The organism is Halalkalibacter hemicellulosilyticusJCM 9152 (assembly GCF_000513115.1).
Classification (GTDB): domain Bacteria; phylum Bacillota; class Bacilli; order Bacillales; family Bacillaceae_D; genus Halalkalibacter; species Halalkalibacter hemicellulosilyticus.
Map to the genome: position 1 here is coordinate 59,507 of NZ_BAUU01000004.1, position 24,213 is coordinate 83,719.

Genomic DNA, 24,213 nt, shown 5'->3' on the forward strand with positions numbered 1-24,213 from the left:
GTTAGTTCCACCACCAATTACATTTAAGTAAAGCTGAATAGAAAAAAAGGCATAAGGATTTCCCTTATGTCTTTTATTTACCGTCTTAATTATCATCTCTGAATAACTTATCAGCTAATTTTTGGATATTTTTTTTTCGTATAGCTGTTTCATCTTCTAACCTTTCAAAGCGGATGGAAAGCACGTCTCCTTCTTGGCAGCCTTCAGGCAATAGATCCGCTGGGAAATCAAACGTTTCCCTGTTCCATTCTAGTACTGCCCAGCTTCCCTCAAAACGGTCGATTATGCATTTGGTTGACTCCATCATCATCACCTCCAACGCAATAATACCATGCCAATATAAATTTAATTTTACATTTTCTTAAGAAAAGTATAAAGGAAACTAATCTTTGCCTTTACATTAGCAGTTTATATTGAAGTAGAGGGTCTTTACAACAATATAATTGATGGAGGGAGATTATGAATTTAAGTTCAAAGCTATGGAAGGTCTTGTTAGTTTTTGCTATTGTTTTTTCATTTGTTTTTACAAGTCTAGTCAATGAAGCAGACGCTTCGAACAATCTGCAAGTGCATTTCATTGATGTGGGTCAAGGAGATGCGATTTTAGTTAATTTGCCTAATGGGCAAAATATGCTGGTGGATGGAGGAGAAAATCATTATGGGACAACTGTAGTGAACTATATAGCAAACAGAGGAATTAGCCGTCTTGATTATGTAGTAGGAACTCATCCTCATTCAGATCATATTGGTGGGCTCAGTGATGTGATTAATCAATTTAGTATTGGAAGAGTGTATATGCCTAATGTTACGGCTAATACGAAGACTTATGAAGATTTATTACAGGCAATTGATCGAAAGGGTCTTACGATTACTCGTGCGCGAGCAGGATTAACAATTGTAAATACGGTTATTGACGGTAAACGATTACAGGTGAACATGATAGCACCCGTCAGGGATTCATATAGCAATATTAATGATTATTCGGCTGTAATGAAAATCTCATACGGAACGACTTCATTTTTGCTAACTGGAGATGCCGAGCATATTTCAGAAGCAGACATGATTAATTCGGGGGTAGATCTTTCCGCAAGTATTTTGAAAGTTGGCCATCATGGTAGCAGTACGTCGACAACAGACGCTTTTTTAAATAGAGTCAACCCTGCAGTGGCTGTTATTTCGGTAGGAGCAGGAAATCGTTACGGTCATCCGACCCAAACGACGATTAATAAATTAAAAGCTAGAAATATCGCTATTTACCGCACCGATATGAATGGTTCTGTAGTATTCACTACAACTGGTTCGGGCTGGTTGGTAAATAAACAAGCATGGTGGAGGCCATAAGAGTATAAATGAAACGAAAAGACTAGTTATGCATGTTAAGATGTATCATTGGTGTTTTTGGAATTTCCTATATTCACCCAGAAGTGGTCTATATATACTCTTGGAAATGACGTTGCTTTTGGAAGCAGAGATTCATTTCAACTTTCTACAATACCCGTTTTAAGAGGAAATGTCTCAAACGAATTTCAAACGTGAAGAGAATTAAAAGGGCACTGGAAAAGTTTAAAATCAAAACTTTTTCAGTGCCTTGCAGTTTATGGTCTTACTAAGATAGCTGAGCCGTTGGTCTGACGACAAGTTCGTTCACATCGACATCGTCTGGTTGCTCAATGGCATACGCTATGGCTCGGGAGATGGCAGATGCCGGAATGGCATTACGACGATACTCTTTCATGAATTCTCTTGTTTCGTCATCTGAAATGCTATCAGCGAGTTCAGATTCCGTTACTCCAGGAGATACAAGTGTAACACGAATATTTTGCCCGACCTCTTGTCGTAATCCTTCTGTGATAGCACGAACAGCATATTTGGTGGCACAATAGACTGTAGCCGTTGGAACTACAGAATAGGCTCCGATAGAAGCGATGTTAATAAATTGTCCAAACCCTTGCTTTTGCATGATTGGAAGGCCGGCAGCGATACCATGTAGCACACCACGAATATTGACATCAATCATACGGTTCCATTCATCAACTTTTAGCACTTCAAGTAAAGAGAGTGGCATTACACCGGCATTGTTGATGATGACATCAATATGCCCGAATTGATTCAATGCCAATTGAATAATTGCCTGCATTTGGTTAGGATCTGTCACATCGAGCTGTTGAAACTCCACTGAGCCACCTTCTTCTCGAATAGATTTCGCAAGAGCTTCTAGTCTATCTAGACGTCTAGCGCCTATAATGACATGAGCACCTTGTTGTGCGAGTAGTCGGGCTGTTGCTTCGCCTATTCCACTGCTTGCTCCTGTAATGATAATAACTTTTCCACTAACTGTTGACATTCTATCGTACTCCTTTATTTTTATTTTGCCTGTTTTTCTTCTCGATTAAGAATCATACCGGCGTGGTAGAGCACGTCTTCTCGGAAATCTCCATCCGCCGTAAAACCGGTATCATCGACAAATTCGATATAATCGCCTTTGATTGTATAGCTACCTTGATAGGCACTTTGACGATTACCTCGTGCTTCGTCGTAACGTCCGTTCTGTAAAAGTTCAAGTCGTACATGTCCGTCCTCAGTCACCCACATTCCAATATAAGGATGAGAGGTAGTAGTATGAGTGTTCATCTCATCTCCTCCTTCGCTGTTTGATTCTTGGGTCAAGTGATTACCTTGACACGCTTGTAGGATCATAAACCCTAACAGTATGACAAAAGCTTTCTTTTGAATAGCAATGAGCACGGTCACCTCCTCACAAGAATGATTACTTGAATCAAAATTTATTATGTCATCATTCAAATTGAAGGCGGTAGCCGGATGATACGGTATAATTGCCTAATCCTCCAAAAAAATATATGATGGACGTAACTTTTTCATCTAACTAAAACGTGTGACCTTGTATAATAATTTGTAATGGCTTAGTCATGGAGAGGAAAATAATAGTAACAGTTAGGGAGGCTCTAGGCATGGATAGTGGCTCGTTGAGGACTGTAATTGAGAGGTTTACGAAAAAAGATGGTATTCATGCAACAAGGATTCCTGCTTTAAGTTTTATTCGAGAATCTAAAAAATCCGAGGTCATTCATTCGGTTTATGCTCCTTCACTGTGCATTGTAGCGCAAGGTTCGAAAGTTGTGAGGTTAGGGGAGAGAAGCTACTTGTATAATCCAATTAATTATTTAGTTGCGTCTGTACATTTACCGATTACAGGACAAGTGGTGGAGGCTTCAACTAATTCTCCGTACGTAAGTCTTCAGTTGCAATTTGATATGGATCAGATTCTTGATGTCATTCAGGCTTCAGATCAAATGGCAAAGCCAAAGCGTGAATCTCCACAGGGCTTAGTAATAAGTCGAATGAATGATTCTCTTCACGATGCCATATTGCGGCTAGTTCAACTATTAGATGAGCCGGATGACATTCAGGTTTTAACACCTTATGTGATTCGTGAGATTATTTATCGAATTCTTCAGAATGAACAAGGGGAGATTATTAAGCAGTTTGCTCTAATCGGTAGTCACGCACAGCGAATTTCGAAAGTCATTAAGCGTCTGAACCTTGATTTTGCTCAACCTTTGCGCATTGAAGAATTAGCAGAGGAGGCTCATATGAGCGAATCTTCTTTGTATTATTACTTCAAGAAAGTTACAGCACATAGTCCGATCCAATATCAGAAGAAGCTGCGATTGCAGGAAGCCCGCCGTTTGCTTCTTTCGACAACAATAGATGCAGCAGATGCTGCATTTCAGGTTGGCTATGAAAGCCCATCACATTTCAGTCGAGAGTACGCACGAATGTTCGGATACCCACCAATTAAAGATGTTCGTCGTTTTAGGAACTCACTATATACTAACTAGATAGACTTTAATTTTTTTCTATTTACTTAATAATTAGTTTAGGAGGTCCATTTTATGAAGCCGCGAGTTACTGTAATTACTTTAGGTGTAGATAATTTAGAAAAATCTTTGGTTTTCTACCGGGGTGGTCTTGGTCTTCCTACAGAAGGCATAGTCGGTGAAGAATTTGAAAATGGCGCGGTTGCTTTCTTTGACTTACAACCTGGATTAAAACTTGCCATTTGGAATCGAAAAGATATCGCTCATGAAGCAAAAGTTACTTTATCTGCACCAAGTACTACCGAATTTACATTAGGTCACAATGTTAATAGTAAAGCCGAAGTCGATAAAGTGATGGAGCAGGCAAAACAGGCAGGAGCAACTATAACAGATCCCGCACACGACACTTTTTGGGGCGGATATTCCGGTCACTTTCAAGATCCAGATGGTCACTTATGGGAAGTAGTTTGGAATCCTCAATGGGATCCAATAGAATAATTCGATTTTGGCAAAGTTGGTAATTACCGGCTGTTTTGTTTAAACGTATTAGTGGCGGGGCGAGTGAAGGATAGTGAATACACAACTTAGATAATCTACACTGTTTCGAAACAAAAGTGAGCGCAAAGAATTGCTCCTGGCACATCTGATTGTCGATGATATAAGGATAGAAAAATGACATTCATATTTTTTTGTTGACAATTCTTATGAAAAGGTATATATTTTTATTTAACTTAATAATCGATAGATGTTTATTTAAAATTCCAATTAGGGTCTTTAGCATTCTTTTAATAGATCATATTGAAGTGGATGAAAAAGTTTCCTTAAGTATAAAGAACGGAAGAATGACATAAATCGGTATATGTATAATTTAGTGATTAGATTATACATATACCGATTATTTTTGACAGGAACATGATAAACATGTATTTATTATAACCTTTATGAAGGTAGCTCTTCAAAAAACGTAAGTTAGTTGAAGTGAAGCCGACAATTTTCAAGATTCAATGATTTTTTCATTGAAGATTTGAAATTGTCGGCTTTTTTATTGGGGAAAAACACATCATGCAAGGAGAAAAGAAAACGTATGATATCTGAATCTGTCTCATTATACGTTTACGTCACTTAAAGGAGGAATGTTATATGTTAGTTTTAGCGAATTCATCATTTTTTTTAACCTTATTTTTTATCGTGCTTATCATTTCTTGGCTAAGTGGACTATTGTTTTTACATCCAAGGATCCCGTTACGGTTTGTTCGCATTCACATTGGGATCGTAGCCCTACCACCATTGGTTTCCTTGTTAGCTCTTGCTAATACTAGTGTAAATGGAGTAGTTGGTCTTTGGTATGTAGATTCATTAGCTTGGTTATTGGCGTTCTTTGTTCTTTCAATTGGTTTAATCATCCAGCGTTTTTCCGTACGTTATTTAATGGGAGATCGCTCTTATCGAAAATACTTCATGCTTTTTACATTTACTACAGGTGCTGCTTCCATTGCATGGTTAAGTGGTGATCTCCGTTTATTGGTCATTTGTTGGGGGATCACTCTTATCGGATTGACTTTATTGATAAGGCTAAACAGTAGCTGGAAAGTAACAAATGAAGCTGCCAAGGTTTCTAGTCGTGTATTCGCATTAAGTTGGTTCGCTCTGCTTTTCGCTAGCATTTGGCTTTCTCAAGCGACTGGACAATGGCAGTTGTCGTTAGCTCTAACGAGTGAAAGTTTAGCTCAACTTGAAGCATGGGAGATAACAGGCATTAATTTATTGATTGTATTAGCGGTTATCATTCCTGCAGCCCAATGGCCTTTCCAACGGTGGTTAATAGAGTCTGTTGTCGCTCCGACTCCTGTTTCTGCAATTATGCACGCAGGTTTAGTCAATGCAGGAGGAGTCATTTTAACTCGATTTTCTCCCCTTTTTAATGGGATATAGCTCAGATTGTTTTACTTGTTTTTGCGAGTGTTTCTGTCTTAATCGGATCAGGCGTTAGTTTAGTTCAGGTCGATTATAAACGTCAGTTAGTTGGCTCAACGATTACACAAATGGGATTTATGCTTATTCAGTGTGCGTTAGGTGCATATTTAGCAGCCATTATTCATCTTGTGTTACACGGTTTGTTCAAAGCGACACTGTTTTTGCAGGCTGGTTCGGCAGTACGTCGTTATGAAGCAGTGACTCGTGCAACTGAACGGTCTTCTTATTTATGGGTCATCGCAGGGCGTGCATTAGGCTTACTTGCTGGGGTTGCCTTTTGGCTCCTCGCTTCAGGAGAGGGTTATCAATTAGTAAGTGCGTTAATCTTAGGGTGGGCATTGTCTGTTTCCTGGACACAGCTCGTTGCTTTTGGAGAGGGAAGAATGGGTCGAATTGCAGGCGTTTCCTTGTTAGGAGGATTTGCGATTGTTTACTTCATCACTCATAGCCTGTTCTTTGAATGGTTGCATACGACTGGTTATCAAAGTGTTCAGCCTCCAATGGCAGTGGTTATCTTTGTCATATGTCTCTTACTGTTTGGCAGTGCTCTAGGTACTTGGGCTGCTCGTAACCGTTCTTCGGTTTCCTTTGCTGTACTCTACCTTTGGTTAGTGCGATTAGGTGAAGCAAAGCCAAACGCGGTAGACAGTCATCCAAACTACCTTAAACAATATCTTTCACAAGGAGGTAATCGCTGATGGTCTTGACATCTGTACTCACTAAGGAAGCAAATGGTCAAAATAAAGAACTTAATACCGATTTTCAAAAAATGGATATGGACGCTTTAGTAAAATCAGCTAGCCGAGTTATTGCGCCGCTTTGGCCTATTGCAACCTTTGCGGCACGTCATCCATGGATGGGGCTTGAAAAACAATCTTTTGAACAGGTCGCAAGGTGGCTGAAAAATACGCGAAATGTTGATATATACCCAAGTGCTTCCATGATTCAATCGGCAAAGGATCGAGGTGAAATTGATGAAGATTTTCTAGAATTGGGATTGCAGCGTTGGCTTTCCTCACATTCTATTAATATACCAAGAGAGATGGCAGAGCGTTTCTGTCGTGCTTCCTTAAAGTTGGATCCGTTACCTACTAATCTCTTGTCCTCACCTGAGTTAAATACATTGGTAGAGGGACTAAGCGTTTTGAATCCGGATCGTAAATTTTCAATGAAGCCTTTAAGTTTGTATGTTAAGAATCAAAATAGTGAAAGATTAGTAAATACACTCGATCATCATATGATCAAGTGGTGCAAATTTTACCTCGATGACTCTCAGGCTGGTTGGACAATGCCCAATCGTGAGAAAGGATTTTATCGTGCTTGGAAACAGCTTATTTCTCATGATCCTGCACTGAGTAAAGGTCAACGTAAGCTCTTAAAAGATTGGCCAGAAGAGACTCATGTCGCTTTAACAAAGGCACTAACAGCACTAGAAATCCCTGAGTCACAGATACCAAATTATCTTGAAGGTCATTTACTTTCTTTACCTGGATGGGCAGGAATGATGCTTTGGCGATCACAACAGTCTTCCCTTGAACGTTCTCTTTTAACGGAATATTTAGCCGTTCGAATATCGATGGAGTGGGCTTTATTGAAGCCATACTTACCTTTGTCTAATCAACAGTCTCATAAGGACATTTCGGTTGCTTCTCTTCTAGCATCTTGGATTCACTGGGGGAGTCTTACAACCGAAGAGTGGTCACAGATGTCTACAATTGAACAAAATGAATATTTAACCTTTGCTTACCGCTTTGATGAGACGGTGCGAAGAAAGCTATGGTTGGAAGCTTGGGAACAAACTTATACAGAACAATTAAGTGAGAAGATTAACTCGAAACAAAGTGTAAAGAATGATAAAGAAACATTAGCTCAATTGGCATTTTGTATAGATGTTCGTTCAGAGCCTTTTCGTCGCAAGCTGGAAAAAGAAGGTCCATTTGAAACCATTGGTATTGCAGGGTTCTTCGGGTTACCGATTGCAACTAGTGAGCTTGGTTGTACACATAGCCATTCCTCTTTGCCTGTTATACTAAAACCGCAACATAAAATAGAAGAATCTACAGGTGAAAGTGAACTCAAACAATATCAACAACGTAAGCAAGTGGCCAATTCACTCAGCTATACATTTAAAAGAATGAAACAGAATGTATTTGCGAGCTTACTTTTACCGGAAATTAGTGGGCCTTGGCTTAGCTTACAAATGGTAGCACGAAGTTTTGTTCCTAGAAGAGCAAATGGTGCCATACGTAATCTTCGAGAAGCATGGCTACGCAAGCCTGATACAAAGCTCTCACTTCAGCATGTTCATGATACAAAAGCAGATATACCTGTTGGTTTTTCTGAAGAAGAGAAAGTAAATTATGCACGACAAGCTTTGTCAATGATGGGATTGACAAAGAATTTCGCTCCATTAGTTGTTATTTGCGGACATGGAAGTCAAAGTACAAATAATCCCTATGCTGCTGCTTTAGACTGTGGTGCTTGTGGTGGTGCGGCAGGAGGATTTAATGCTAGAGTTTTAGCCGTTTTATGCAATCTTCATGAAGTAAGAGAGAGTCTTTATACGGAAGGTATTGAAATCCCAGAGGACACGGTTTTCGTGGCCGCTGAGCATAAAACAACGGTAGATGATTTACATTGGCTCTATGTTCCTAAGCTTTCGCAATCAGCTCAAGAAGCGTTTGATCGTATTAATGCTGTTTTACCGAAAGTAAGTCATGATGCAAACAGAGAGCGATTATCACATTTGCCTAATTTTCACTCACACTTTAAAAATCCGAAGACAGAGGCACACCGATTTGCAGAAGATTGGAGTGAAATACGTCCAGAATGGGGGCTGGCTCGTAATGCTGCATTTATTATCGGGCAACGAGATTTGACTGAGGACTGTAATTTAGAGGGGAGAGCTTTTCTTCATAGCTATGACTGGAGACAGGATCACGATGGTGATCTTCTGGCCAATATCATTGCTGGACCAGGGACGGTGGCTCAATGGATTAACTTACAGTATTATGCCTCTACTGTTGCCCCTCATTACTATGGGAGTGGAAATAAGGCAACACAAACGGTTACAGCAAGTCTTGGCGTCATGCAGGGGAATGCAAGTGACTTATTAACTGGATTTCCTTGGCAATCTGTCATGAAATCAGATAATGAGGTTTATCATTCTCCTTTACGTTTGTTAGTGGTCATTCAAGCCCCACGGGAATATGTAGAACGACTATTAAATAATGACCCAACGTTCTCTCAAAAAGTTGAAAATGGCTGGATTCGATTGGCCACTGTCAATCAAGAAGGGAATTGGGAGAACTGGTAATTAGTATGTTTCGTGTAATAATAGAACTTATATAGTTGTTTAAAGGGAGGATTATATGAATAAAACGAAAGGCTCGTTTGAATCTGAAATCAGTAAAGCTGTTACAAAATGGGAAAAAGATTATCTTGGACGTGGCCCCATCTCCGTGAAATCAGATATTTTACGCGATATGATTATCGTAACATTAAATGGAATATTAACTCCGGCTGAGTATAAGTTGTGTAAGGATAGAGAAGGAATAACGACAATTAAAAGAACTCGAACTGAATTAGTAGAATCAGGTGTAGAAGAGTTAAAGGAAGTTATCTTCACGATAACAGGGAAAGAAATCGTTAGCTTTCATACCGATCTAAGTACACGTACTGGCGAAAGGATCATGGTCTTTAAAGTATCAAATGGGTTTGATGAAAAAAGGTAACCATAGGAGGAGTGAATGAAATGAATATGGATAAAAACAACAAAAAAACGTTATTTTTAATTGACATTGACCCTGAATGGGAGACGATCCTACAAAAAGTAGTTAATAATCAACCGGAAAATATGTTAACTTTACAAAGCTATGGTCCCGAAATTTCTCATCCCTATGGTGATATAATGAGATCGATCATCATCGCAGTTTATCAGGAAAATGTTGAAGAAATTTTTGTAGTAGGGTCAAAAGACAAAGGGACGGAGTCAATTGATATAGAAAGTTTACTGTATTCAGAGAATAATGATATGAAGGATAAAGTAGAAAGATTGGACTATCTTTTTCAAAATTGCAGACCTGAATTTTCAGGGGGCAAAGTAATAGAGTGGTTAGAAGGTAAAAAGAATACTATAGAAAGTATTGAAAAGAGTGTTGATACGATTCGCAATCATCCATTCATCCCATCTTACGTGAAAGTACGTGGTTTAATCATGAATAATAAGAGTGAAACGTCCTCAGTTATTGATGTGTCCACAAGGAAACCCGTAACTTTAACGGATTGTAGATCATAAATTGTAATTGACCGATCTGAGGGGAGTCCTATAAGAATTTTTTTAGGTTGTTTATAGAGTCACTTACGCTCAACGAAGCGGGTTGCCAAGCGATGAAACGTCTCGATGATTACGAGAAAAGCATTAAGTAAGAATGAGAGACTGTCCTTTTGTAAGGATGGTCTCTTTTACATATGGGAAGAAGGTGTTTTGGGATCGACTTATTGCTTGCAATGTGAAGTCTGTTTTTGAAATGAGTGATCAAACGGTCTCTCATTCCTCTATTTGTGAGAAATGCGAGTAATGATGCAAGAAACGGTCTCCTCATTCCTCTATTCTGACAAAATCAGAAGGGAAAGGAGGAAAAATGGGTGAATAGCGGAATGAGGGTGCTATAACAACCTAATAAAGGCTAAATGACGAAAATAGAGGAATGACGATTACATAGGAAAGAGAGCAGAATTGGAGGAGATCGTAACGCTCAGCGCGTTGTAAGTAAGAAAAGCTGCTACTTGAGACCAATGAACAGTGTAAATCGACTTTTACTTCAAGTGAGCTTTAAAAACAAGCAACGGTTACGCCCTTTGTTATAGAGCGCCAAAAAAATTGAAAACCAAACTTTTTCAGCGCCCTGACTACTTCGTTTTTTATTCCGACTTATCGTACCAATGCTGCGGAATGATGTCCTTTTCTAATTGCAGTAGCTCATAAATGATCTGATCAGCATCAGCAATCGAATGAACTAGCGGATCTGTTAACATCGCTCTTCGCAATTTCTCATAGCTTTCTTCTAAGACAGCTTCAACAGTAAGTTCATGAGTATCTAAGACGACCTCCTGCATTCCTCTAATACCTCGAGGCATTTCCACTACAGGTAACGGCTTCACACCTTCCATTGTCACTTCGCATAACAGTTCTAGAAAGGCATCATCACTCATATTCGGAACAGCACCTTCGTTCCATGTATTAATGTAAAATGGCTTACCTAATCCACCTACCATATTTTCAATAATATCTGTGGCGTGATCTGGACCGAATGAAGTCATATATTCTTCAATCGGAGTTTCACCATTTAGAAAACGATCCACCTGTTCCCACATTTCCTCATGTCGTTTATATCGCTCATCTGTTTCCCAAATAGAAAGGGGAGGGATGTCTTCTTTTAATTTTCCGAGTCCTTGCCAATATGGTACATACTCTTTTGTATGGGCTGTACATGTTGGAACACTTCCGAAAATGTCATATAATTGATAGCTAATTTTATCATTAAATAATGCCTTTGCACCTGTATCCCCGCCTACCGTTTCTGTTTCGGCTGAACGTTTCAGCGATTGTGCAATTATAGGAAGAACATTTTTCCTTTTGTACTCCGCTTTGATCAACCAAGTGAAATGATTGACGCCGGCAATGTGTATATCAAACTGACTGTCAATATCTGCTGTGTACTCTTTTGCATCGTTAATGATCCCTGCTCGCTGTGCATATAATATTTTCTTATGTGGCATATGATGGGAATCGCACAAAGCAAAGCTTTTCAAATTTGGTGCATATCGTTTCAAGGCCATTCCATGGACGGTCGATGGGTTAATATAATTGATCACCCACGCATTTGGGCAAATAGTCTCTATGTCTTTTGCGCATTCCATAATAGTCGGTAACTCTCGCATCGCTCGAAAAATTCCACCAGGACCAATCGTATCGCCTGAACACATTCGAATGCCATATTTCTCAGAAACGGTACAATCAATTCCTCTATACTTCACTGTATCAACAGCAAAGCTAAGGACGACAAAGTCAGCATCTTTGAGCACCTTCGTTCGATCAGTGGAGCCTTCAATTTTCAACTCTACGTTATTTGCTTCTACAACCATCTTAGCGAGCTTAACTAACTTGTTTAACCGATCTTCATTCGTATCAACTAATGCTAACGTACCTTTATTCAAGTGTTCTGAATGAACCATTTGCCAAATAGCTTGACGACCAAAGAATAAACTTCCTGCGCCTAACACAACTACCTTCGGATAATTAGCGATTGTCATCCCCTCCAAATGTTATTTGTTCCAATTATAAAACAATGACTAGAAATAAAAATGTACGTAGGTAAGCATAAGATGTCATTTAGTAAGATTATTTCGTTTAATTAATTCCTATTGTTATAATTAAAAGGAATGACTATGTCTAAAAGTATGAGGTTGATGAATCGTGGATAACGTAACTCTTTTTAACGAGCTTTCCGAGCATGCGATGCTACGTATATATGGTAGTCAAGAAATTACTCATCCTAGCCATTGGATCGAAAGTAAAAATCATCTCGATTATGACCTATGGTACATTCAGAAAGGAAGAGTAGAGATTCACATTAATGAGGAGGTTTACGAGGCATCAGCAGGCGATCTTGTTCTATTTAGCCCAATGGTTGCTTACACCGCAACAACAGTAGATGGACCTTGTCAGTTTATTTTTACCCATTTTGATTTCATATTAGGAGATCGCCTTGACTTTTTAAACCATTTTCAATTGTCAGGTGTGATCAAACATGGACTTGTGAAAGAGGAAGTTGAACTGTTTCTTGACACGTATAACCAATACAAACAGAACGCCCCGATGTCAGGAATCCGCTTAAAAGGATGTCTAACCATTTTGGTTGCCAAAATTATTGAAAAGTACGGAACAGGGCAATATCGAGGAACCTTTACAAACCTAGCACCTTCTCACAATCAAACGGGGCATTTGGACCACTTAAAACCGGTCTTTGACTATGTGAACGAGCATCTACATACACCACTCCGCATTAAGAATTTAGCTACTCTTGCTGGAATGTCTGAGAAGTATTTTATCCACTATTTTAAGCAAGCACTTGGTATGACGCCAGGAAGATATATTTATCAGCTTAAAATGAATCGAGCTCGTGAGCTGTTATTTAGTAAACATTATACGATTCAACAAATTGCCAACAAGTTAGGGTATCCAGACCCTTATAGTTTTTCAAAAGCATTTAAGAAGCATTATAAAGTACCGCCTTCTCATTTTTTTAGGTAGTTTGAGAGAGGGGCTGCTCTGTATCGTTTAAATAAACATGTGTCTAAGTTGAATTGGTTGTTAGAAGAGTTTTTCCGAGTGGGAAGCTCTTTTTTTTGTTTATGAGCTATGTTCAATATTAATTTAGGCAGTTGAATTTAATTGAAGTATTTTTTCTTGATTTATCAGCTGTTAAAAAGAAAAGTCCTTCTTTATTAGGATATTAAGCGTTTACAATTTCATGAGAAATTTATATATAAATGGCTTGGAAAAGAAAACAAATGTTACCGATATAAAAAAGGAGAAAAATTATACGAAGGAACTAAACTATTTTTATCGAGGCATACGAGTTTAACAAATGTTAGAGGAGGTTGTTATCTTATAATGTTTTTATTTATGATATTATTAAAAAAAAGAAAGCGTTTACTTCTTAGGGTTTTATTTAGAACCGTCATTACATAGAGTGGAGTGAATGGATGTATGAATGCTTTTGAGCGACTTCGAACCTTTTTTGTATCAATGAGCTTGAAAAGTAGAATTTCAATTCTCTTAGGGACAGGTACTTTTTTATTACTAGCTTTTACAATTTTATTCTCATATTTCTCCATGTCTTCTATTTTGACTAGTAAACTACATTCTACTTTCAATAGTAATGTGCAACAAATTAGATTATCAATTGAAAATAAAATAGATGATTTGAATTATGTCGCTCAACAAATTGTATTCTCTGATAACATTACTTATAAATTTTATGATTATTTACATCTTCCGCAATCATACGAGCGTGTCACGCTGTATGATGAAATAAAAAGTGAGTTGAATTTAGTCACATTTAGTAATCCGAGTATTGGCCTAGTTTTTATTTATATAGAGGGAGAGGAAGATTATTTTTTTAATAACTATGGTGTAAAGGCCCCATTTGTCATTGATAGCGATACAATTATCAGTGAAGGTTCTAGTATGTATATGTTTGGCCCACATGTGAGTATGGAACGGTATAAGGAGTCGTATGTTCTGTCGATAATTAGAGAACTTAATATGGGGATTGATCGAAATGTTTATGTTTACTTAGAATCCAATCTCGATCTAACGAATGATTTATTAGCAGTAGACCAAGTTATGAATGATGCAGAGTATATGATTTTAGATGAATCTGATCAAATCATATATAGCGATAGTGAATTGTTTCCGAAAAATCAATCTTTTAATCGTGAAAATAGTACTTATGGTAAGAAGAACGGCTACTATTGGTTTCAAGAGCAAACGGATGAAGGCTGGAGTATTATTGCACTTATACCTATATCAGAATATAACCAAGAAATGAATCAATGGGTTCTCTTAATGATTTACATTATGATCTTATTTGTCGTGATCAGCTTTCTTGTATCTTTAATTCTATGGAAAACGATTTATAAGCCAATCAATGAATTTAGACGAGAAATTAAGCTTATGGGAAATAATAATTTTCATACTGATATCGTTGATACGAAAATACCAGAATTTTCTGACCTTGTTACACGATTTAGAGCGATGCGAGCGAGAATTGCAGAATTGATAAAAGAGATTGAAAATAAAGAAAGAAAAAGAGCTGATTTAGAAGTAGAAAAATTAAAGCATCAAATAAGTCCTCACTTTTTAATGAATACATTAGACACGGCAAAATGGTTAGCCATTTCAGGAGAAAGAAAAGAACTAACTCACTTGTTAACGTCTCTAAACAAATTGTTATATTACAATATGGGGAAATTAGGAATTTTATCAACATTAAAAGATGAGTTAGATTCAATGGAGCAATATTTGAAGCTACAACAAATTCGTTATGATTTTTCTTATGAAACAACTATTCAGGTTTCAAGCGAAGTACTCAATACAGTCATACCAAGATTCATTTTACAGCCAATCGTTGAAAATTCAATCTACCACGGGCTAGTTGATGAAGGGACTATTCGTATAAACGTTAATTGTAAAGAAAATAGAATCATCATTGAAATTACTGATGAAGGTAGAGGTATGGATGAAGAGAAAATGAAAGAGATTCTTTATAAAGAAAATCATAAACAAACAAAGAGTGGGATGGGAATTGGATTAAACTACGTAAAGAGGGTTATGGATAGAACCTATGGTGAATATGGCAAGCTGGAGATTCAAAGTACATTAGGCAAAGGAACTACCATTCGATTATCAATACCATTAATTAAGGGGGAACACCCATGATAAATGTACTGATTGTAGAAGATGACAAGCTAGTTCGTAGTAGCCTAATTTCGACGTTTAATTGGGAAAAATACGATATGCACATAGTAAATGATGCAAAAAATGGTGAAAAAGCATTAGAAATAATAGAACAAGAATCAGTAGATTTAATCATTACAGATTTAGCTATGCCCATAATGTCTGGAATTGAACTAATAAGAGTCGTCACACGAAAATATCCGCATATTGCTATTGCAGTGCTATCATTACATCGAGATTTTGAATATATTCAAGAGGCTATGAGATTAGGCGCAATTGATTATATAGCAAAAGTTGAATTAGATGAAGAAAGTATGGATGAGAGTCTAAATCGCATTAAAAACCGAATTAAAAGCAAAAGTCATATTCCTAAATACTTTGATGAGGAAAGTATTGAAAATGGCTATGTATTGCTTACAAATCATGCATTTGAGTGTCAAACTATTTTGAAAGATGTGCTAGATTTCCACCATATGAAAGTAGCAAATGAAAACTGTTTGATCATAAAGACTAGTCGTTATTCGGTTGAGATGGTCGTGGACACATTAATAAAATACCATCAAAATATTGGTCCATTATTATGCATTACCTCAAATGAAAACAAAGATAAGATAGAAATAAACAAATTAATAGACCATTATGAACAGTTAATCTTTTATGAATTAGATTCAGATTATAACGTATCAATAAAAAAAATAGACGAAATCCTGTTACCTGAACGAATTTCAAAAGAACAACTTGGTATATGGAAAGATCAAATTCATTCGTTAGAATGGATTACGAGTGAATTAGAATTAACGAATCTTTTGCAAATGTTAAAGAATGCTCGCCTTAATAAGAGCCAATTAGAGGATATTTTATTATGGACGATGAATAAGTGTACTCGTATGTTCTATGAACAATTATCATTTGAGATTCAAATTCCTGATGAATTGGCTCACTGGAAAGAAGTGGAGAAGTGGTTTTATGAAGTGAAGCAGAAAATATATGTTGAAGCTTATTGCTCTAATTACACACCTGAAGCGAATAAATGTATTATTCAGGCACTATCATTGATCGAAAATAATATCGGGTCACCCATTACTGCGCATGACATATCGGAACAGGTGAATATGAGTAGAAGTTATTTCTCTAAATGCTTTAAAGATATTGTTGGTCAAACATTTAATGAATATGTTCGGTTAATGAGGATTCACAAGGCAAAGCATTACTTACAATATACGAATGAAAAAATAGGTGTCATTTCAGAAAAAGTAGGATATATTGATGTGAAATATTTCAGTAAAATCTTTCGATCAGAGACAGGCCATTTGCCGAGCGATTATCGAAAAATAAAACAAGAGTCCTAAATGTGTGACTGTCATTAAAGCTATAAGAGCGTGTTTACCAAGTATCTCATGAAGCATGGCCATGGCTCCGTTCGCTACGCATCATGTGGGGAGAAAATCGCTCCCCACAAGACTTTTTAAAAGATGTAGCGACTGCGCACATGGCCGCAAGGTTGTTCAAAATGGTCAAAAACCGACCTTTTTGAACAACCTCTATAATCATTGAAAATAAGTGTCAAATGACCTTTAGCTATTTATCAGTTTAGGTTAGTTGATGCTTTTTTTATGTGCAGGTTGTACCGGATCGAAGTGGCGCTTACATCAGTGAAAAGTATAAATAACCGACTAAGGTAGACAAATGAATAAAATGTGTATGACGAAAGTGTTGTAATAGTCAAAATATTCCTTAACCGATGAAAATGTAGCACAAATCTCTCCGTATTCTAAAAACAACCATCCCGTTGTATGCGCTTTCATTTATAGGTATGATGAACTTGTAAAAAAAACTTATTGAGAACAAGGGGGAAATAACATTGAAAAAAGTAGTTGTATTGTCGCTGTTCTTATTCGTATTGATTATCGCTGCATGTTCTAATGATGAGCCTTCTGAGGGACAATCTAGTAATGACACGGAAAATAATACGTCCTCAGAACCAGGAGATCCGTTTGGGGCATATGATGAGACAATCACTATATCAATTGCACAAGAGGTAGACCCGAGTGATACATCATTGCCAGAAGACGATACGCCACTTGACAATCAGTACACTCGTAGCGTGAAAGAGAATCTTAATATTCAAGTAGAGCATGATTTCACTGCTTCGCCATCAAACTATAACCAACGAATTAGTCTGGCAATTGCAAGTAATGATTTACCAGATGCGATGATTGTCGGTCCAGTAGAATTACGCCAACTAGTAGAAACAGATCAAATCGCCGATTTGACAGATGTTTATGAGAATTATGCTTCTCCAGCTATCAAAAGAATTGTGGATAGTACAGATGGCATTGCGAAAGAAACCGTCACATTCGATGGTCGAATGATGGCTATTCCAAATGTTCAATTACAAGCGGATGGTATTCACTTGTTGTGGATACGACAAGATTGGCTTGATCACTTAGGGTTAGAAGTACCACAAACAGTAGAAGAATTAAAAGAAGTAGCAAGAGCATTTACTGAAGATGATCCGAATGGAACAGGAGCAAATGACACAATTGGTCTTGCAGGTCCAGGAAATAATAATAAATTATATGCGAACTTCTTAGAGTCAACGAATAACTTGTATGGATTTGACGGTGTTTTTGCCGCATTTGGTGCTTATCCAGGCTTTTGGATTGAAGATGATAATGGTGATGTTGCATACGGAGCCACTCAAAACGAAACGAAAGAAGCTTTATCATTTTTACGTGATATGTATGCAGACGGGTTGATTGATCGAGAAATCGGGGTAAGGGAAGATCCAGGTGAATCCGTTATTAGTGGTGAAACGGGGATGTTCTTTGCACCGTGGTGGATGCCATATGGTCCGATAACGGATGCTGTTACAGAAGATCCAGATGCGAACTGGCAAGCATATACAACTCCATTGAATGCCGATGGAGAATATCGACCCAATTTAAGCTCACCATCGGCGAACTTTGTCGTTGTAAAAAAAGATTATGAACACCCGGAAGCTGCAATGAAAATATTAAATAATTTATTAGATAATGAAGCAACATTTGACCCAAGCTTAGGTGGACCAGGCTATTATCCATTGCGTTTAGTATTTGCACCAGCTGATGAGACTGAATATAGCGTAGAGGCATTAAGAGAAGTATTAAATGGAACGAAAACTCCAGCTGATTTTGAAGATAAACCAGAATACAAGCTATTAGTTTCCGATGCTGAATCAATTACAGATGTTAAGACAGAACCTTATGATGATAATAGTATTGAGTATTGGGATATAGAGTCAGATCGAGGTGCGTGGACAAGAGCTTATGCTCTAATGGTAGGTGGTTCTCCATTAGTAGATAATGAAATCAACGGTGTTCACAGTCTCGCTTATTCTCAAACCGATACGATGGAACAAAGATGGGTGAACTTAAAAGCGATGGAAGATGAGACCTTTTTGAGAATTATTATGGGGAACGCTCCGCTAGATGACTTTGATACATTTGTTGAAGATTGGTTGAACCAAGGTGGCGAACAAATTACGAGTGAAGTAGAAGAAGTACTAGCATTGACTGAATAAAGATAAAGGCGTCGGGTTTATGGTCGGCGCCTTTCTATAAAGAGAATGTATACTATTCGAGGAAGAAATGGGGACACGGCAAAGAGGGTGTTGGCAAATTCCAAGGAGAGCGTTGGCTTCGCTCGTTACACGTTATTCTGAAAGACCCCCACTTTTAGAATAACTTCAAACCAATGTAACGGCTCTGCACAATGAAAATAAGAAAAGACGCTATCGCGAGAGCACTGAAAAAGTCCTTTTAAGGCAACTGAAAAAGTGAAAATTGTACTTTTTCAGCAGCCTTGCTTTCGCGTTTTTCTTATTCCATAGGCATGTAATGGAAGGAGTATAAAGTCATGAGAAATAAAAGCTTTGCAAAAGATTACTATATTATGCTTTTGCCTGGAATTGTTTGGATTGTGTTCTTTAGTATTGTTCCCATGTTCGGTATATTTATTGCTTTTCAAAATTATAATCCTGTTCAAGGAGTTTTAGGTTCTGAGTTTGTAGGTTTAGACGTATTTCGATATATGTTCCAATTAAATGATACCATGAGAATTTTTTTTAATACGATTTATATCGCTGTGATGAAAATAATTGGGAACTTGATCGTGCCGTTAGTATTTGCCTTAATGCTGAATGAAGTTCGTTATATGGGATTGAAACGAACGATACAAACAATTGTCTATCTTCCACATTTTTTATCGTGGGTTATTTTAGGTGGAGTCTTGTTAGACATCTTTGCATTTGCCGGTCCAGTTAATCAACTATTAGGGTTGTTTGGACAGGAACCTATTCTATTCTTTGGAAGAGCTGACTTATTTCCATATCTAGTAGTAGGTAGTGATGTTTGGAAAGAGTTTGGGTTTAATACGATTATTTATTTAGCTGCGTTAACTGGTATTAATCCAGCATTGTATGAAGCTGCGGGTATTGATGGTGCATCAAGATGGAGAAAGTTATGGCATGTAACGTTGCCAGGTATTCGGACAACAGCGGTTTTATTAGCTGTACTGAGCCTAGGAAATGTATTAAATGCCGGTTTCGACCAAATCTTCAACCTTTACAATCCATTAGTGTATTCAACAGGTGACATTATTGATACGTGGGTGTATCGTGCTGGTTTACTTAATTTACAATTTGAATTGGCAACAGCTGTTGGGTTGTTGAAATCGGTTGTTGGATTTTTATTAATAACGGTTTCTTATTACTTGGCCTATCGATTTACAAAATACCGTATTTTCTAAAGGAGGTGCTGTTATGGTTAAAGGACATCATTTATCATCAAAAATAGCGGATGTTATTCTCATTATCATTCTAGTAGCAGTTGCCATAACATGTATACTTCCGTTGTGGTATACATTAGCTCTATCATTTAGTTCTAGCTCTGCTGCATCAGCAGGAGCTGTTACTTTATGGCCAGTAGATTTTAACTTCAATTCTTACAAACAACTATTGCAAGATGGGCAGTTTTTTAAATCTTTTTGGATATCGATTCAAAGGGTCATACTTGGTGCTGGATTGAATTTAATTATCGTACCACTAATGGCTTATCCTCTTTCGAAGACAGTCAAAGATTTCAAAGGTCGAAATCTCATTATGTGGACATTGATATTTACGATGCTATTTAACGGTGGATTGATTCCCCTATATATTACGATCCAATCGTACGGTTTAATGAATAGTATTTGGGCGTTAGTTCTTGTTGGAGGAGCTCAAATCATTGTTTTTTATATTATATTAACCATTAACTTTTTTAGAAATTTACCTCCTTCATTGGAGGAAGCAGCATTAGTTGATGGTGCTGGACCGTGGTATATTTTATTCAAAGTATATATGCCATTATCTGTACCAGTGCTAGCGACTATTTCATTGTTTGGTATCGTCTATCACTGGAATGAGTTTTTATACGGCTTAATTTTTATGACTAGAGAAGAATTTTACCCTTTGCAAACTTATATCCAACAATTAGTTGTTTCTGTTGATCCGTCTACGATGACCGAGGATCAGTATAAACGAATGAGTGAATTATCGAATCGAACTTTAGATGCAGCCAAAATATTTATTGCTATGATACCAGTGTTAGTTGTGTATCCGTTCTTGCAAAGGTATTTCATACATGGTATTACATTAGGGTCAGTAAAAGAGTAGGAGCCATAGTATGGCAATGGAGAGAATTTATTATTTTGCTGAGTCTATCATCCGACTAGTTTATGTTAATTTGCTTGCTATTGTATTTAGTTTACTAGGGTTCATTGTAGTTGGTTTTTTTCCTGCCATCGTCGCAACCTTTTATATCATCAAAAAATGGTTAACGGGTTTTAACGACATACACATCACAAAACATTTTTGGAAAATTTTCAAAAAAGAATTAATACGAAGTAATCTATTAGGCTGGTTATTAACAGTAATTGGGGTATTGCTATATATTAATATGAGTATTGCGGAAGTGATTGGTCATTCAATCGTTCAATATAGTTATTACCCTATTGTAACAGTATTTAGTGTTTTTATTTGTCTCTGCTTGTTTGTTATGCCCATATATGTTTATTATCGTGTATCCATTTTCGCAACAATTAAGAATGCATGTATATTGTTAGTCGTGCATCCATTAAATACGCTATTTATGCTAGTAGCTACTGTTTTATTTGTTCTATTCATTCGAATCATACCAGGTTTCTTTCCTGTCATTGGAATTAGTGGATTTGCTATGATTATTATGTGGTTTAGTCTGAGAACATTTGCAAGAGTTGATCATATGCAGAAGGGAGAGAATAAAGGGGTGAATTAGACGTATTTCTGAAACGGAATGGAAGTGTCGAAACAGAGATTACTAAATGGTCAAAGAGTTCATTCCCTGAATGAGCTCTTTTTTTACGGTCAGCTAAATACTTAGCTTCCTCATCTATTTCTCTTTTGAGCACGGTGAAGTGTTTTTTGTCTTTCTCTACTTTACTATTTGGAAATTCTTTAGATTGAGAGGGTAAATCTATAGTTTTTAAAATGTAATGTATGCGTTTACATTCTATAATTTACAAATAGAGGGGGTGGTTGTAAGATGATTCAAAAAATTGATACTTCATAAATCATGTATGAGAGGACATCATTTTGGAAGTAGTTTGTAGGTAAGTAGTGCTATAAAAATATTAGGAGGGTAATGTATTATGAAGATGAATAAGAAATCCTTAACTGTATTTATTGTAGCTATATTGAGTCTGTGTATGATTGCATCCCCCGTAAGTGCGAACACGTATTGGCAAAATTGGACCGATGGTGGTGGAACGGTAAACGCTGTTAATGGGTCTGGTGGTAATTACAGTGTCAACTGGACAAATACAGGTAATTTTGTCGTCGGTAAAGGTTGGGAAATAGGCTCGCACAATCGGGTTATTAATTATAACGCTGGTTTGTGGCAGCCGTCCGGTAATGCGTATTTAACGCTTTATGGATGGACAAGAAACTCTTTGATCGAGTATTACGTTGTAGATAGCTGGGGAACATATCGACCTACTGGTACACACCGCGGTACGGTGTTTAGTGATGGAGCGACATATGACCTCTATACGACGATGCGATATAATGCGCCTTCCATTGACGGAACACAAACGTTCCAGCAGTTCTGGAGCGTGAGACAGTCGAAGAGACCGACGGGGAACAACGTTAGTATTACATTTAACAACCACTTTAACGCTTGGAATAATGCAGGAATGCGCCTAGGAAGTAATTGGTCTTACCAAGTATTAGCTACAGAGGGCTATCAAAGTAGTGGAAGCTCTAATGTAACAGTGTGGTAAATGAAGTGTAAACAGTAAAACTGACGGGAATCAGATTCATAAAAGAAAGACAGCTTTTGGTCGTTGATTGCTATGGCAAATAGGTTCTACAGCCAGCCGTTTCATTTCACCAAAAGATACTTACCTATTTACTACTTCATTCTATCTTGCGATTGAGGATAACCTTTATTAATCATGGGATTGCGAGCATTCTGAATCATGACTAACTTTATTACTATTGATACTAGACTAAGAGACAATAGGATGGTCTCTTTCCTCTAGCCATAACCGTCAGTATGGTGTGATTCGCTTCGCAAGACGAATGGCAAGATTCGGCGATAGTAGAGGTGAGTTATAGATCATTGTGGCCTATAGCTTGCCCTATTCGTTTAGCGAAGGTGCAAGAAGTCATTCAAACAAGGGTAGTATTCCCTTGTTTATAAAGGAGATATATGAATGAGAAAGCTACTTATGATCCTGATCTTACTAGCGATGTTCGTTGCGGCTAGTGCTTGTTCGCCAGAGGAGTCTGCCACCAATGAAAGTCTAGATCAGGATGATCGTTTTGTATTCGTTGAAGGTGGCTCCTTTGTGTATGAGGACTCTAATTTTTATGGTTCAGATGTGATCATAGACGATTTTTACATCGGCAAATATGAGGTAACTCAAGCAGAATGGATTGAGATAATGGGAAGTAATCCCTCGTATTTTGAAGGAGATAACTTGCCTGTAGAAATGGTTAGTTGGTATGACGCGATTGAGTATTGTAATGCCAGAAGTATGGATGAAGGTTTAGTGCCTTATTACAATATTGACAAGGATAAGAAAGATCCGAACAATGAGAGTGAACATGATCATGTCAAATGGATTGTTACGATTAATGAGGGAGCGAATGGTTACCGGTTGCCGACAGAAGCAGAGTGGGAATATGCGGCAAGTGGAGGTCAGTTGAGTGCCGGTTACACATACAGTGGAAGTGATGAAGTCGATGAGGTAGCCTGGTATTGGCGAAATGCCGGAGACCAATATTTAAGAGGAGACTGGAACTGGCCGATTATTGAAAATAACCAAACTAGAACACATGATGCCGGAAGCAAAGAGCCTAATGAGCTAGGGCTATTCGATATGTCTGGTAACGTAAGGGAATGGTGCTGGGATTGGTATGGGGACGACGTGAATCATGAAAGCAATAGTGGTTCCTATCGTGTAGTCAGAGGGGGCGGTTGGATCGGTGATGTGAGCAGTAGCGAAATATCGTTTCGCGGTCAGTTCGAGGCAAGTGGGAGTGGTCCGGACCAAGGCTTTCGTGTCGTTCGAAGTAAGTGAGAAAGGAACGTGCTCGAAAAGGAAACGGACATGCTATAGTTGAAAAAGAGAAGGTTATAAGAGGAAATGAACCTTGTTTGTGCGTGACCAAGGTTCGTGATCTTCTTGGAAGCCCTTCTCTTTTTTTATTTCTAGTCTTAGGCTTACACACATTTTTTGCTGTACAAGTTGATAGACGAATGACTAGTGAATACGATGGATTGGAAACCACTGAAGGAGTGATCGTGTGTATAC

At 37.7% G+C, this 24,213-nt stretch carries 19 protein-coding genes and 1 pseudogene; 16 read left to right on the top strand and 4 right to left on the bottom strand.

Going from position 1 to position 24,213, the window contains the following annotated elements:
* Positions 1-85 precede the first annotated feature (85 nt).
* Positions 86-304, bottom strand: a complete 219-nt coding sequence (locus JCM9152_RS03275) for a DUF3006 domain-containing protein (protein WP_201768782.1) — start codon at positions 302-304, stop codon at positions 86-88.
* Positions 305-459: 155 nt separating this feature from the next.
* On the opposite strand from JCM9152_RS03275, the gene JCM9152_RS03280 reads away from it, so the two are divergent.
* Positions 460-1,341: a ComEC/Rec2 family competence protein gene (locus JCM9152_RS03280; RefSeq protein ID WP_052015513.1), complete on the top strand. Its 882-nt coding sequence runs from the start codon at positions 460-462 to the stop codon at positions 1,339-1,341.
* A gap of 265 nt (positions 1,342-1,606) precedes the next feature.
* Here JCM9152_RS03280 and JCM9152_RS03285 read toward each other — a convergent pair whose 3' ends face one another.
* Positions 1,607-2,344 carry an SDR family oxidoreductase gene (locus JCM9152_RS03285; protein ID WP_035340882.1) on the bottom strand — a complete coding sequence of 246 codons (738 nt, stop codon included), beginning with the start codon at positions 2,342-2,344 and terminating at the stop codon, positions 1,607-1,609.
* 20 nt (positions 2,345-2,364) lie between these two features.
* Entirely contained in the window at positions 2,365-2,631 is a 267-nt protein-coding gene (locus tag JCM9152_RS03290) for an Atu4866 domain-containing protein (RefSeq protein WP_035341089.1), read from the bottom strand.
* A gap of 338 nt (positions 2,632-2,969) precedes the next feature.
* On the opposite strand from JCM9152_RS03290, the gene JCM9152_RS03295 reads away from it, so the two are divergent.
* From JCM9152_RS03295 to JCM9152_RS03320, 6 genes and pseudogenes are all read left to right on the top strand, one after another.
* On the top strand, positions 2,970-3,860 hold the full coding sequence (locus tag JCM9152_RS03295) for an AraC family transcriptional regulator (protein ID WP_148296423.1): 891 nt from the start codon (positions 2,970-2,972) through the stop codon (positions 3,858-3,860).
* Between the two features lie 54 nt (positions 3,861-3,914).
* The gene (locus JCM9152_RS03300; RefSeq protein ID WP_035340887.1) at positions 3,915-4,337 is read left to right on the top strand and encodes a VOC family protein; all 423 of its coding nucleotides are present in this window, start codon (positions 3,915-3,917) and stop codon (positions 4,335-4,337) included.
* A 642-nt stretch (positions 4,338-4,979) separates the two neighbouring features.
* A pseudogene (locus JCM9152_RS03305) lies at positions 4,980-6,511 on the top strand (NADH dehydrogenase subunit 5).
* Positions 6,511-9,129: a DUF2309 domain-containing protein gene (locus tag JCM9152_RS03310; RefSeq protein WP_035340890.1), complete on the top strand. Its 2,619-nt coding sequence runs from the start codon at positions 6,511-6,513 to the stop codon at positions 9,127-9,129. The pseudogene JCM9152_RS03305 and the gene JCM9152_RS03310 overlap by 1 nt, the downstream one beginning before the upstream one ends.
* A 55-nt stretch (positions 9,130-9,184) precedes the next feature.
* Complete coding sequence (locus JCM9152_RS03315) at positions 9,185-9,547, top strand: Na-translocating system protein MpsC family protein (RefSeq protein ID WP_035340892.1); 363 nt, start codon at positions 9,185-9,187, stop codon at positions 9,545-9,547.
* Positions 9,548-9,567: 20 nt separating this feature from the next.
* Positions 9,568-10,110, top strand: coding sequence for a carbonic anhydrase (locus JCM9152_RS03320; protein ID WP_035340894.1), 543 nt, complete (start codon positions 9,568-9,570; stop codon positions 10,108-10,110).
* Positions 10,111-10,736: 626 nt separating this feature from the next.
* On the opposite strand, the gene JCM9152_RS03325 is transcribed toward JCM9152_RS03320, so the two are convergent.
* A complete protein-coding gene (locus JCM9152_RS03325) occupies positions 10,737-12,128 on the bottom strand; it encodes a family 4 glycosyl hydrolase (RefSeq protein WP_148296424.1) in 1,392 nt (463 codons plus the stop codon).
* A gap of 163 nt (positions 12,129-12,291) precedes the next feature.
* Between JCM9152_RS03325 and JCM9152_RS03330 the strand changes: the two genes are divergently transcribed.
* From JCM9152_RS03330 to JCM9152_RS03370, 9 genes are all read left to right on the top strand, one after another.
* Complete coding sequence (locus tag JCM9152_RS03330) at positions 12,292-13,128, top strand: AraC family transcriptional regulator (protein WP_235715608.1); 837 nt, start codon at positions 12,292-12,294, stop codon at positions 13,126-13,128.
* A 459-nt stretch (positions 13,129-13,587) separates the two neighbouring features.
* Positions 13,588-15,321 (top strand): sensor histidine kinase, encoded by a 1,734-nt coding sequence (locus JCM9152_RS03335; RefSeq protein WP_052015519.1) that lies wholly within the window; start codon positions 13,588-13,590, stop codon positions 15,319-15,321.
* Positions 15,318-16,688, top strand: a complete 1,371-nt coding sequence (locus JCM9152_RS22550) for a response regulator transcription factor (RefSeq protein WP_035340904.1) — start codon at positions 15,318-15,320, stop codon at positions 16,686-16,688. Before JCM9152_RS03335 ends, JCM9152_RS22550 begins: the two co-directional genes overlap by 4 nt.
* 512 nt (positions 16,689-17,200) lie before the next feature.
* Positions 17,201-18,901 carry an extracellular solute-binding protein gene (locus tag JCM9152_RS03345; protein ID WP_235715609.1) on the top strand — a complete coding sequence of 567 codons (1,701 nt, stop codon included), beginning with the start codon at positions 17,201-17,203 and terminating at the stop codon, positions 18,899-18,901.
* Between the two features lie 335 nt (positions 18,902-19,236).
* Positions 19,237-20,127, top strand: a complete 891-nt coding sequence (locus tag JCM9152_RS03350) for an ABC transporter permease (protein WP_035340910.1) — start codon at positions 19,237-19,239, stop codon at positions 20,125-20,127.
* Positions 20,128-20,140: 13 nt separating this feature from the next.
* Entirely contained in the window at positions 20,141-21,031 is an 891-nt protein-coding gene (locus JCM9152_RS03355; protein WP_035340913.1) for a carbohydrate ABC transporter permease, read from the top strand.
* Between the two features lie 10 nt (positions 21,032-21,041).
* Positions 21,042-21,671, top strand: a complete 630-nt coding sequence (locus tag JCM9152_RS03360; protein WP_035340916.1) for a YesL family protein — start codon at positions 21,042-21,044, stop codon at positions 21,669-21,671.
* A 370-nt stretch (positions 21,672-22,041) separates the two neighbouring features.
* Entirely contained in the window at positions 22,042-22,674 is a 633-nt protein-coding gene (gene xynA, locus JCM9152_RS03365) for an endo-1,4-beta-xylanase XynA (protein WP_035340919.1), read from the top strand.
* 435 nt (positions 22,675-23,109) lie between these two features.
* Complete coding sequence (locus JCM9152_RS03370; RefSeq protein ID WP_035340922.1) at positions 23,110-23,979, top strand: formylglycine-generating enzyme family protein; 870 nt, start codon at positions 23,110-23,112, stop codon at positions 23,977-23,979.
* Positions 23,980-24,213 lie beyond the last annotated feature (234 nt).

Coding starts and splice junctions, on each gene's coding strand:
- JCM9152_RS03360 (WP_035340916.1), top strand. CDS start 21,042: ATGGCAATGGAGAGAATTTATTATTTTGCTGAGTCTATCATCCGACTA.
- JCM9152_RS03335 (WP_052015519.1), top strand. CDS start 13,588: ATGAATGCTTTTGAGCGACTTCGAACCTTTTTTGTATCAATGAGCTTG.
- JCM9152_RS03275 (WP_201768782.1), bottom strand. CDS start 304: ATGGAGTCAACCAAATGCATAATCGACCGTTTTGAGGGAAGCTGGGCA.
- JCM9152_RS22550 (WP_035340904.1), top strand. CDS start 15,318: ATGATAAATGTACTGATTGTAGAAGATGACAAGCTAGTTCGTAGTAGC.
- JCM9152_RS03315 (WP_035340892.1), top strand. CDS start 9,185: ATGAATAAAACGAAAGGCTCGTTTGAATCTGAAATCAGTAAAGCTGTT.
- JCM9152_RS03285 (WP_035340882.1), bottom strand. CDS start 2,344: ATGTCAACAGTTAGTGGAAAAGTTATTATCATTACAGGAGCAAGCAGT.
- JCM9152_RS03355 (WP_035340913.1), top strand. CDS start 20,141: ATGGTTAAAGGACATCATTTATCATCAAAAATAGCGGATGTTATTCTC.
- JCM9152_RS03295 (WP_148296423.1), top strand. CDS start 2,970: ATGGATAGTGGCTCGTTGAGGACTGTAATTGAGAGGTTTACGAAAAAA.
- JCM9152_RS03310 (WP_035340890.1), top strand. CDS start 6,511: ATGGTCTTGACATCTGTACTCACTAAGGAAGCAAATGGTCAAAATAAA.
- JCM9152_RS03370 (WP_035340922.1), top strand. CDS start 23,110: ATGAGAAAGCTACTTATGATCCTGATCTTACTAGCGATGTTCGTTGCG.
- JCM9152_RS03280 (WP_052015513.1), top strand. CDS start 460: ATGAATTTAAGTTCAAAGCTATGGAAGGTCTTGTTAGTTTTTGCTATT.
- JCM9152_RS03350 (WP_035340910.1), top strand. CDS start 19,237: ATGAGAAATAAAAGCTTTGCAAAAGATTACTATATTATGCTTTTGCCT.
- JCM9152_RS03300 (WP_035340887.1), top strand. CDS start 3,915: ATGAAGCCGCGAGTTACTGTAATTACTTTAGGTGTAGATAATTTAGAA.
- JCM9152_RS03290 (WP_035341089.1), bottom strand. CDS start 2,631: ATGAACACTCATACTACTACCTCTCATCCTTATATTGGAATGTGGGTG.
- JCM9152_RS03325 (WP_148296424.1), bottom strand. CDS start 12,128: ATGACAATCGCTAATTATCCGAAGGTAGTTGTGTTAGGCGCAGGAAGT.
- JCM9152_RS03320 (WP_035340894.1), top strand. CDS start 9,568: ATGAATATGGATAAAAACAACAAAAAAACGTTATTTTTAATTGACATT.